This is a genomic window from Bacteroides sp. 43_46 (assembly GCF_001915455.1).
GTDB lineage: Bacteria > Bacteroidota > Bacteroidia > Bacteroidales > Bacteroidaceae > Bacteroides > Bacteroides caccae.
In genome coordinates this window covers 55,610-67,970 of the sequence record NZ_MNQN01000017.1, presented here as the reverse complement: position 1 = coordinate 67,970, position 12,361 = coordinate 55,610, and the positions used below count along the sequence as shown (strand labels likewise).

Below are 12,361 nucleotides of genomic sequence, written 5' to 3'. Positions count from 1 at the left end.
TATGAATATGAAAAAGACAATTTATACTGTAATAGCAACTCTTTTGTTCCTCATATCGTCTTGCACGCTGGAACAGGAAGTTTATAATAAAATAAATCCGGGAATGTTTCCGCAGAATGCTGAAGATGTAAATGCGTTGGTCAACTCAAGTGCTTATTACGTTTTTTCTCCGTGGGGGATTTTTGAGGTGGCGGCAGGTTATGTGACGACTTCGGAAATGGTGACCGATTATGTGGAAAATACATGGGGGTGGACTACCGTATATAATTCGTATGAAGCTAATGACTGGCATATCGACGGAGATTATCGCCGCGTGTATGACTATTCCCAATATCTGGCTTCCATGACTTTGACAATGGAACGTATCAAGAACGTGGATATGGATGAAACATTGAAGGCCCGTTATATGGCCGAATTAAAATGTGGACGTGGTTTTCTGGCTTTTCTGATGTATGATATGTATGGTCCGATACCTATTGCAGATTTGGAAACTTTGCAGAAACCGGAAGCTGAGATTGTGATTCCCCGCTTGTCTGAAGAAGCGATGCGTGAATACATTGTTACTAACCTGAAGGAAGCGGCCGACATACTGCCTTATAAATATGAAGATACGGATTACGGACGTTTTACAAAAGGATTGGCCAACACATTGTTGTTAAAATTCTATATGATGACTAAACAGTGGGATGAAGCAGAGAAAATAGGACGTGAATTGACTAAATCCGAATACGGTTATAAACTGGTAGATGATTATCATTCTTTGTTTTCTTTATCAGGAGAAAAGAATTCGGAAGTAATATTCTCTTGTGTAGCGGAAGCTGGTGTGATGGAGCAGAAGTGGTTTGCACATGTATTAACATCCGACTATCCTATTCCGGCAGGAATGGCGGTGACTGCATGGGGAGGGTATAAAATATCCTGGCCTGCCTATGAATCTTTTGATCCTAAAGACAAAAGACGGGAAAGAATTATAGGTGAATATACTGGTACGGAAGGCGTGCATCACAGTCGTGCTCTTGACCGTGACGGAGGTACAACAGGTGTACTCTTTTATGGTGCAATTCCGGTTAAGTATAAAATCGAAGGGGTGATAGGAGAACTGTGTGAAATAGATATGCCAATCTACCGTTATGCAGACGTATTGACTTTACTTTCAGAAGCTATTGTCCGCAATGGAAATAGCATAACTCAGGAAGCTGTCGGGTTATTGAATCAAGTACGTGTTACCCATGGCGGACTGAAAGCTTATCAATTGAGTGATTTCGCTTCAGTGGAAGATTTCCTTGATAAATTGTTGGAAGAACGTGGACATGAGTTCTATTTTGAAGGTGTACGTCGACAGGATTTGATTCGTCACGGAAAATTCATAGAAGCGGCACTTGCTAAAGCAAGATTTGCAGGTCAGCCGACTGGTAAAATCGAAACGAAGGTAGACGGGCAATATAAATATGAGAAGTTTCCGTTACCTACTCATTTGATTACTGAAGGACAAGGTCTTATAATTCAAAACCCCGGTTACTAAAAATGGATAGTATTATGAAACATTTATTATATACTCTATTAGGTATTTTATTACTTGCCGGATGTAAAGAGGACAAGTATAATGTAATTATTCCTATGTCGGATATTTACCTGAGTGCGCCTCAGGATGGAACGAAAATTGACTTGAATGATTTGTCAATCGATGAATATAGTTTCTCATGGGATAAGGCATTGGAGAAAGGTGCCAAACTGATTCTTTGTGCTACCAGAGATTTCAAAAAGCCGGTGAAGATTGACGCTGGTAAATCGACCTCTTTTACTTTGTCCGTATTGGCAGCCGATCAGTATTTCTCTCAGTTGGGAATAAAGGCCGGTCAAGAAGCGCTGTTGTATTGGACTGTTAAAGAGACTGGCAATACTACGGCTGCTGCGTCGGATGTGCATACGATTCATGTGAAACGTATGTCTACCAAGTTGTTACAACCTGAGGATATGACTGAGATTGCTTTGGCTGAAGATAAACCAGAAACTGCCGTACAGTTTGAATGGGATACGGAAGGAAGGCCTGAATCAACCTCATATTCACTCTGTCTGTCACTTGATCCTGAAATGAAACAGACTGTAGCCGAGCAAAGTGTAGGGATTGTAAAAGGTAAGTCTTCTCTGACACACGAGCAACTTCAGACCTTGCTCGACCAACTTTCTATTAAACGTTGGACATCCAACGCTATATATTGGAATGTGAAGACTGATGACGGGCAACTGGTGTCACGTTCTTCCGGAGTACTAAATATGACGGAAATGATGCGTTTCATTGATGTTCGCGGTGATGAGAAGATAACCTATCGGGTTGCCCGTATTTCTTATAGCGACGGAACTTCACTGGTTTGGCTGGCAGATAATTTGAGGACGACCAAGTATCCTGACGGAACTGATATTGAGTCAAATAATTATAAGAATACGCCGGAATCTTTTGGAGAAGGCAGAGTGAAAGCATACGGAGTTCATTATCATTATGACATTCGTGACAAAATAGCTCCTACGGGTTGGCGCTTACCGACTATGCAGGAGTATAAGAACCTGTTTGCCGAAGCGGGAACAGCTGAAGGTCAATGGAATGTTTTGAAAGACCCTGATTATTATGAGTCAGTGAAAGGACAGACTCATTTGAATGACTGGAAATTTAATTTGTGTGCTTCCGGTCAATGGGTAGAACCGAATATTAATAATCACACCGGACAGTATTGCTATTTGTTGGTGACTGATAATACAGAGCATGGATGTATGCTTCATGATGGCGGAGCAACATTGTGGACTCCTTGGACAACAGGGGCTCCTGCACGTTTTATCTTCAATGAAAATTAATCAGGTGAAAATTAAAAATAGATCAATCATGTTAATCAATATAAAGAAAACTATGACCATATTATCTACCTTATTATTAGGTATTATGTGTAGCTTTTGTTCTGATACGATAGATGTGTATGCAGGACAGTATGGAGAGGAAGAAGGTACGAATGAACCGGAAACTCCGGAAGTTGTAGGTAAAATTGTTCATATCGAGTCGTTGAGAAATCCTGATAGAGGCTTTCATCTTGAATGTAATTTGCTGGCTGATGAGATGAAAAGTCCATATAATGATTATGAAGTATATGGTGAGGATTTGTATAAAAAGAAAATAGAGCAGTTTGATGCGAAAGACGATAATCTGACTCTTGTGCAGCAATATATCTATCTGACCAAATGGGTGAGTAAAGATCTTGATGATGAGGCTTTGAATAATATCCGCAAGGTGTTTGAGTTGATGAAAGCGCAGGGATATAAAGCCATTCTTCGTTTTGCATACAATCATGCGGGGCTTAATACGTCCGGCGGTGAATCTAAACAATGGATTCTTAGGCATATTGAACAATTGACACCTTTGTTGAATGAATATATCGGTCAGATTGCTACGGTGCAAGTTGGTTTTATTGGTGCTTGGGGAGAGTGGCATACATCGCCGTTGGCAAATGATCAGGATGCGAAGAATGCAATTGTCAGTGCACTGTTAAGAGCTTTGCCTGTTCCATATTGTGTAGAAATGCGTTACCCGAGTCATAAGAAAGCATTGACATTGGAGCAGGAAGAATACCGCGGACGTATCGGATATGCGAACGATTACTTTACAGCCGGTGAACATTCTCATGCGCCGGGCAATGACTTTGTTCCCAATACGGATGATTATAAACAAATAACCGGGGAGGTAAAAGCGAATAATTTCTATATGAGTGGTGAGATTCCTTATAATGAAGATACCGAATGGGGTTTGGCTGCACTAATTACTCCGATGAAGTCATTGCGTATTTTGCGTGAACACCGTTATTCGGCTTTTGATATAACGCAGAATTTTGATTTGAATATCATGAGTTGGAAACAAGTAAAAGTATATCCTTCTTTGCTGAATGATAATAACATTCTCTTTGATGAGAGTTATTTTAAAGACGCTGAAGGAAATGAGGTTGTCCGTTCATTCTATGAATTTGTACGTGACCATTTGGGATACCGGTTGAATCTGCAAAGCGAATCGACAGTGGAGGCGAAAAACGGAAACTTGGAATATAATCTGACGATAACTAATACCGGTTTTGCTACGGTGATTAATCCGAAAGAAGTATATCTTGTGCTGGTTTCCGGAGACGGTCAGGTAGCTAAAGAAATAAAGCTGGATGTTGATCCTAAAACATGGATTCCTTCTACAAATGAAGAACCGAATCAGGTAGCGAAGTATGTTATAAAAGGAAGTGCAGCTGCCGGATTGAGCGGGACATACAAAGTTGGAATCTGGATGCCGGAGAAAGTGGCCGATTTGAAATACAATCCGGCTTACGCCATCAAGTTTGCTCCGACGGAGAAACTCACTCATTGGTATGATGACGCAGGAAAATATGCAGTGAATATTTTCGGTGAAGTTACATTCTGATACGGATTGATGAATGCTTCGGCCGGGACAAACCGATATCTTGTGGGCAAGTCGGAGCAGATTACTCTTTAAATTTGTCGGTAAGGTGAATTTGTAAAATAATGATTTGCTAGTTTATAGTCGATAGTATCCTCCATTCTCCTTCCCGAAGGAGGGGAATGGAGATACCACCGACTTGCTAAATAACCACCAAATTTGAAGAAGCCCCCGGAACATTCAATACTTATGATATAATTTGAATAAAGATGAATAAAAGTAGAAGCAACGTATTTATTATGCTTAACTTAATTGTATCATTTTTTATTTCAGCCTGTTCCTCCCCCAGGGAACAGGTTAAAATAGAAAATGGTACTTTTAATATTAACGGGAAAGATGTGCAATTGATATGCGGAGAAATGCATTATCCCCGTATTCCGCACGAGTATTGGCGTGACCGTCTGCACCGAGCGCGTGCAATGGGGTTGAACACCGTGTCTGCTTATGTATTCTGGAACTTCCATGAACGGCAACCCGGAGTATTTGATTTCAGCGGACAAGCGGATATTGCCGAGTTTGTACGTATTGCACAGGAAGAAGGGCTGTATGTCATTCTTCGTCCCGGGCCATACGTGTGTGCGGAATGGGATTTCGGAGGTTATCCTTCGTGGCTCCTGAAAGAAAAGGACTTGACTTATCGCAGTAAGGACCCGCGTTTCATGTCTTATTGCGAACGATATATCAAGGAACTTGGCAAGCAACTGGCCCCTCTGACTATCAACAACGGCGGTAATATTATCATGGTACAGGTGGAAAACGAATACGGTTCGTATGCGGCCGACAAAGAATACCTTGCTGCTATCCGTGATATGCTTCAAGAAGCCGGATTCAATGTTCCGTTGTTTACTTGCGACGGCGGTGGGCAGGTGGAAGCCGGACATATTGCCGGTGCATTGCCTACTTTGAACGGCGTGTTCGGCGAAGATATATTTAAAATCGTGGATAAATATCATCCGGGCGGTCCGTACTTTGTGGCGGAGTTCTATCCGGCTTGGTTTGATGAATGGGGGAAACGTCATTCTTCTGTTGCCTACGAGCGTCCTGCCGAACAACTGGATTGGATGTTGGGACATGGCGTATCTGTCAGTATGTATATGTTCCACGGCGGAACAAATTTCTGGTATATGAACGGTGCCAATACTAGCGGAGGATTCCGTCCCCAACCTACCAGCTACGATTATGACGCTCCGCTTGGAGAATGGGGCAACTGCTATCCGAAATATCATGCTTTCCGGGAGATCATTCAGAAATACCTGCCGGAGGGAACACAGTTGCCGGAAGTGCCTGCCGATAATCCGACCACAACCTTTGCGACGGTCGAGCTGAAAGAAAGTGCTCCGTTAACTACGGCATTTCATCAGACTATACAATCGGAAGATGTTTTATCCATGGAAGATGTAGGAGCCGATTTCGGATATATCCACTATCAGACTACCATTAAGACACCGGGAAAACAGAAATTGATTATTCAGGATTTGCGTGATTATGCCGTTATTCTGGTGGACGGTAAACAAGTAGCCAGCCTTGACCGTCGTTATAATCAGAATAGCACGACATTGGATATTCATAAAGTTCCCGCCACACTTGAGATTCTGGTTGAAAATACCGGACGGGTCAATTATGGTCCCGATATTCTTTTTAACCGTAAAGGAATTACAAGTCAGGTGCTTTGGGGGAATGAGAAATTGACAGGGTGGTCAATCACACCGCTTCCTCTTTATAAGGAAGAAGTATCTTCCTTGTCTTTCGGACAAGAAATCAAAGGCGTTCCGGCATTTCATAGAGGGACATTCATTATCGAACAGCAAGGCGATTGCTTTGTCGATATGAGCCAATGGGGTAAAGGAGCTGTCTGGGTAAACGGTAAATCGTTGGGACGTTTCTGGAATATCGGTCCGCAACAAACTCTTTATATACCTGCTCCCTGGTTGAAAAAAGGTGAGAATGAGATTGTTGTTTTCGAAATGGAGGATACGGGAAAGAGGAACTTGCAGGGATTGGATAAGCCGATTCTCGACAGTTTGGGTATTGATAAAAACAAGCCGGAGAAACAGCAACGCAATCAAACAGGCAGTCCGATTCTCGAAGAAGGAGATATTCTTCTGAACACCACTTTGGCGGAGACAAACGATTGGCAGCAAGTTGATTTACCGGTTATGCGCACTCTGCGTCATTTTTGCATCGAAACGCTTTCTTCTTATACGGAAGACAATCAGGCGTGTATTTCAGAGGTTGATTTGTTGGACGATAAGGGACAACCGATTGATAAGACCAAATGGGAAGTTGTTTACGTAAGCAGCGAGCAGGCAGATAAGAATCTGGGTATAGCGGAGAACTTGTTCGACGGAGATATTTCTTCATTCTGGCATACAGATCCGGCAACGGAACCCGGACAGCCGCACCGTATCATTGTGGACATAAAGGAAATCTATAAAATATCAGCCCTTCGCTTCAAAGTACGTAAAGGTGCTTTTTTGTCAGGGAAGGTAAAAGAGATAAACGTATACGGTCGCCCGCAATTCTTCTTGTTTCATTGATTAAAGTGTACAGGTAGTAAGAAATTTGATTTCTATTTACTATCTTTGGCAAATCTAAAAAACACGATTATGAACATACGTATTTTGATAACCTTATTATTTGGAGTGACTTTGTTTTGTAGCTGCCAACCGAAGCAGTTACCGGTAAATTCTTTGGCAGAACGTGTAACGGAAGGAACCTCGAAAGATCGAATCCTTTTTCGGATGACACCGGAAAAAGACGATGTGTCTAAGGATTACTTTGAAATAACTGCCGAAGACGGTAAAGTCCTGATAGTCGGAAATTCCGATCTGTCATTGGCAACAGGACTGAACTGGTATCTGAAGTATGTAGCCGGTATTCATCTTTCCTGGAATAACCCGTCACAGAAGTTGCCGGAAGTGCTCCCTCTTCCCACGGGGAAAATCCGTCAGGAGACAGCTATGCAAAACCGTTATTATCTGAATTATTGTACTTATTCCTACTCAATGGCTTTCTGGGATTGGGAACGTTGGGAGAAGGAGATTGACTGGATGGCATTGCATGGCATTAATATGCCTTTGAGCATAACCGGAATGGAAGTAGTCTGGTATAATCTGCTGAAACGTGTCGGATACACAACGGAAGAAATCAATGAATTTATCTCCGGTCCGGCATTTATGGCCTGGTGGCAGATGAACAATCTGGAAGGGTGGGGCGGACCCAATCCTGACAGTTGGTATCAGCAACAAGAAGCACTTCAAAAGAAGATCGTATCCCGTATGCGGGAACTGGGAATTGAACCCGTATTTCCGGGTTATGCAGGAATGGTTCCCCGTAATATCGGTGAGAAACTAGGTTATCAGATTGCCGACCCCGGCAAGTGGTGCGGTTTCCCTCGTCCGGCCTTCCTTTCTTCGGAAGACGAGCATTTCGATTCTTTTGCGGCTATGTACTACGAAGAATTGGAGAAACTTTACGGAAAAGCTAAATATTATAGTATGGACCCATTCCATGAGGGAGGCAACACAGAAGGGGTAGACTTGGCGAAGGCCGGAACTTCTATAATGAAAGCCATGAAGAAAGCCAATCCGGAAGCTGTTTGGGTCATTCAGGCATGGCAGGCAAATCCGCGTCCGGCTATGGTTGATGTGTTGAATGCCGGAGATATGTTGGTGCTGGATTTGTATAGCGAAAGACTTCCTCAATGGGGGGATCCGGATTCGATGTGGTATCGTGAGAAAGGCTTTGGCAAGCATGACTGGCTTTATTGTATGTTGTTGAACTTCGGAGGAAATGTCGGTTTGCATGGACGAATGAATCAGTTGGTGAACGGATATTACGATGCGTGTACACATGCAAATGGGAAAACATTGCGTGGAGTAGGTGCTACTCCCGAAGGTATTGAGAATAATCCGGTGATGTTTGAATTGTTATATGAGTTGCCGTGGCGTGCGGAACGTTTCTCGCCGGATACATGGTTGCAAGGATATCTGAAAGCCCGTTATGGTGGTGAACTGTCACCGGAAGTTATGGAAGCATGGAGAGCATTGGAACATACGGTTTATAATGCTCCCAAGAATTATCAGGGTGAGGGAACGGTGGAATCCTTATTGTGTGCCCGTCCGGGTTTCCATTTGGACAGAACGTCTACATGGGGATATTCCAAACTGTTCTATTCGCCTGATTCTACTTCGAAAGCTGCGGACTTAATGCTCTCTGTGGCTGAACAATATAAAGGCAACAATAATTTTGAATATGACTTGGTGGATATCGTACGTCAGAGTAATGCTGATAAAGGCAATGCATTGCTCGATGAAATATCCCAAAGTTATGATCGTAAAGACAAAGAGAATTTCCGGAAGCAGACGCAGCAGTTCCTTGAACTCATTTTGTCGCAAGACAGTTTATTGTCTACCCGGAAAGAATTCTCCGTATCTTCTTGGCTGACTGCCGCACGTTCTTTGGGCAATACGGACGCGGAAAAGAAACTCTATGAATGGAATGCATCTGCATTAATCACAGTCTGGGGTGATAGTATCGCTTCCAATCAGGGAGGTTTGCATGATTATTCTCATCGTGAATGGAGTGGTCTTTTGAAAGATTTGTATTATCTGCGTTGGAAAACTTTCTTTGAGCAGAAACAACAGGAGTTGGAAGGCAAAGCTAGCGGTGAAGTGATTAATTTCTATGGTATGGAGAAAGCTTGGGCGGAAAAGGCTCATGAGTATTGATTCAAAAGTATGAGATAATAGCAATTTTATTTTTATACTCTTATTGAGGGTTCATCAGGTTCATCTTCGTGTTGGACTGCCGATGAATAAATAGATACAGGGTGAAGGAGAGAAGGAGAAACGATTGAAAGCGTCCTTCACTTCTTCACCCTGTACGTTTTACTTCCATGTAGTGTCCTTTTTTGAACTCTAAAGCGGTGCTTTAGAGTGTGTAAAGCATAGCTTTAGCCTACCTAAAGCGCTGCTTTTCAAAAGTCGAAGAATTTGTTTCAACTATGGACGAAAATAAATAAAGTAACAGCAATTTGTCTACCTGGTTTAACGGGCGGGTAATCAGGCTGTTATGGATGAGATGCTGAATCTATATGTCCAGCGTATTGGATCTATATGCCCAACGCGCTGGCTATATATGTCCAACACATTGGATCTATATGTCCGATAAACTAGTAATATAGAAGTAATAAAAAGAGGAGCTGTCCGACAGATCAGCAGTATCTCCCCATAATACGGCTCTAAGCTGGAAAAGTCTGTTCTATTGGGGAGATATCCTGAAAGTGGCTATTACTCCTTTATGGTCAGAAGGCCATATGCCTTTGGGGGTGATGAAGTAGTCTTCTGTATTCTCTTCTATGCGCTGACTTTTGACAATGGAACGGGACGGACCGAGAATCATAGAGGATATTGGTGTAATGTCCTGATTAGGATAAAAGTAAATAAAATCAATCCGGTCTCTTTCGTCCGCATCTGGTGCCCAGGTTAATTTGCTGACAGGCATCTTGTCGTTGTCGGAAGGGAAAGTGAATCCCGGGTGGGTGATCGGGTTCGGATATAGCGTTCGATATGTGTCCTTGAATCCTTCTTTGCAGAGTATACTTGAACAGTCCCAATTGATAACTACCCCATTATGGTCCCATAGGTCTTTTGTATCTTCTTGCCAGTCGAGGTGAGAAGGTTCGTTGAAATCTCCTCCTAATAGAACAATGGCTCCTTCGGCAATGTCTTGCCGTGCGTTTTCGATGAATACTTCAATGGCTTCTTCGCGAAAGGCGATCCGGTTGGCCGCTAAAATGGAATCCGCATTATGAACAGGTTGTGTCATTTTCTTCCAAGTACTTCCATTGTAACCACGAGGTAAGTAACAAGCATAATTCTTATAATCTAAGTGGGCGGAATAAACGGCAATAGTATGTCCGGCTATGCCGATAGTTGCTTTCAGGATAGAGCCGCAACCGCTGTCCTTTGGATAGATAATCTCCTGCTGACTTATATTGTATTTGGATAAAATGCCTACATCCAGAGGGTTATGTTCTCCATAGTAAGTTTTTCCACGTTTCTTAAGTGCCTCAATGATGCGGGATATAAAGAAGGTGCCATTGTAGTTGCGGACTTCGCTGAAAAAAACGATATCGGCATCAACCTGTGCCACTTCATCGGCTATGGCTTCAAATCCTCCTTCTACGATGCTTCCTTCATGCCAGATGTTGAGTTGCAGGACGGTGAGATGAGAGGTTGGGGGCGCATTGCGACCCCAACTTGTTATTCCTATGCTGCTTAGGCATAAGAGTAGTATATAAAAATTTAGTTTCATACCGTTCTTTTTTATTCTTGTAGAATCCACATCAACTTGTTTACTTCGTCCGAACCGTTGAATTGCCTTTGTACAGCCGCTTCTACATTTGCCTTGTTATAATCATATTCCGCACTTGGATATAACCAGCGTACCGGCATTTTGGTTGGTTCGTTAGGATTCTGGTTAGTCAGCGGATTGATCGGGAATTCCGGATAACCGGTTCTTCTGTAGTCATAATAGGCTTGATAGGGTGACTGCATGAAATTGGCCAGATATTTCTGAGTTATGATCTTTTTGAGATCCTCCTCGAAAGTTCCATTAAGCTGGATACCGGGTTTTGCTAATGTTTGGGCAATGATGTCACTAGTCATTTTGCGTCCGTGATGATACTTCTGTGCATCCGGCGTATTGTCAGCAACGAATTTCATGCTTGCTTCAATTCCTTTTTTATAATATTCGGCTGCATCTCCGGTGATCCATGTGCGTAATGCCGCTTCGGCAAGAATAAAATTCTGTTCAGCATAGCCTATACGGATATAAGGTTCTCCGAGTTCGTAAGAAGTATACCTGTTGTTGAACTGGCAGAATTCTTTCGTTTGATCGGCTATTAGCTTTAATTCGTCTATCGGATCCGACGGGTCGATTCCTATGTAAGCATCCCAGTCGTTTTCCTGGCTACCGGAATTTAATTTCCCTTCGGAAGGATTTGCGTAATAAAAGAGGCGATAGTCCTCATTGGCTTTCAGTGCGTCAATAACCAGACCGGATATCATTACGTATTGTTTGTAGGAATGCAATGATTCATTAAATGGATATAGCTGTCCTTCTTTCGTGGAGAAAGTGATTTGTAAATTATCAGCGTTGGAACGTAACAACAAGTTACGGTCGAGTACTTCATTAAATTTGGATTTAATATTGATGTCAGTGGAATTAATCTTCTTGGATAAGTTGATTAGAACTCTTAATTCTAAAGCATTCGATACTCTATGCCACTGTTCTACCTTTCCACCGAAGATAGGATCACCGTCAAATGTTGTCTGGTTGGCGTTCTGGAAGTATTCGTGTGCCTTATCCAGATCATTGAGCAGGAATTTGAAAACATCCTCTTGTGTGTTGTAGGCTACAGTTAGATTTCCTTCCTTGCCCTCGAGGATTCCTTCGTAGGGAATATCACCTACATTGAGAGTGTATTCGAATAGCCGGTAAGCCTTCAGGAAAAGTGCCAGACCTTTGTATGCGTTCCTTTTATCTTCATTCATTGTCTCGTCTTTGTCTGTCAGTTCCGCCATGAGCTTATAGTTGGTCAGCGAGGTGTAGCCGCTGAAACTTTCGCGTCCGAAGTTGTTATACTGCGTTCCTTCCAATGCTTCCGACCAGCCGATATATTTGCAGGTCATTTGATTATAAATGAAGTTTTTGCCTTTGGAAGGTTTCATAAGCCCTACAATGGCACCCGTTGCCAGAAGCTTGGGTGATACTTTGGTCACAGAGTCCGGATTCGTATTGATATCCTCAAAGTTATCGCATGAAAATAGGGTAATTCCGGCGAGCAGGCTCGCGATATATTTTATTGCTTTCATATTA

Annotated in this window: 7 protein-coding genes; 5 read left to right on the top strand and 2 right to left on the bottom strand. The window is 42.6% G+C overall.

The window, feature by feature from the left end:
• Window positions 1-7: 7 nt before the first annotated feature.
• The 5 genes from BHV72_RS01495 (at window position 8) to BHV72_RS01475 (ending at window position 9,207) form a co-directional block, all read left to right on the top strand.
• A complete protein-coding gene (locus BHV72_RS01495) occupies window positions 8-1,522 on the top strand; it encodes a RagB/SusD family nutrient uptake outer membrane protein (RefSeq protein ID WP_005680187.1) in 1,515 nt (504 codons plus the stop codon).
• A gap of 14 nt (window positions 1,523-1,536) precedes the next feature.
• Window positions 1,537-2,847, top strand: a complete 1,311-nt coding sequence (locus tag BHV72_RS01490) for an FISUMP domain-containing protein (RefSeq protein ID WP_022042546.1) — start codon at window positions 1,537-1,539, stop codon at window positions 2,845-2,847.
• Between the two features lie 28 nt (window positions 2,848-2,875).
• The gene (locus tag BHV72_RS01485) at window positions 2,876-4,441 is read left to right on the top strand and encodes a DUF4874 domain-containing protein (RefSeq protein ID WP_032855144.1); all 1,566 of its coding nucleotides are present in this window, start codon (window positions 2,876-2,878) and stop codon (window positions 4,439-4,441) included.
• A gap of 275 nt (window positions 4,442-4,716) precedes the next feature.
• Window positions 4,717-7,014: a beta-galactosidase gene (locus tag BHV72_RS01480; protein WP_232286818.1), complete on the top strand. Its 2,298-nt coding sequence runs from the start codon at window positions 4,717-4,719 to the stop codon at window positions 7,012-7,014.
• Between the two features lie 69 nt (window positions 7,015-7,083).
• On the top strand, window positions 7,084-9,207 hold the full coding sequence (locus BHV72_RS01475) for an alpha-N-acetylglucosaminidase (protein ID WP_055172881.1): 2,124 nt from the start codon (window positions 7,084-7,086) through the stop codon (window positions 9,205-9,207).
• Window positions 9,208-9,739: 532 nt separating this feature from the next.
• Here BHV72_RS01475 and BHV72_RS01470 read toward each other — a convergent pair.
• On the bottom strand, window positions 9,740-10,795 hold the full coding sequence (locus BHV72_RS01470) for an endonuclease/exonuclease/phosphatase family protein (protein WP_122294900.1): 1,056 nt from the start codon (window positions 10,793-10,795) through the stop codon (window positions 9,740-9,742).
• Between the two features lie 11 nt (window positions 10,796-10,806).
• Window positions 10,807-12,357, bottom strand: coding sequence for a SusD/RagB family nutrient-binding outer membrane lipoprotein (locus tag BHV72_RS01465; RefSeq protein WP_122295096.1), 1,551 nt, complete (start codon window positions 12,355-12,357; stop codon window positions 10,807-10,809).
• Window positions 12,358-12,361: the final 4 nt, after the last annotated feature.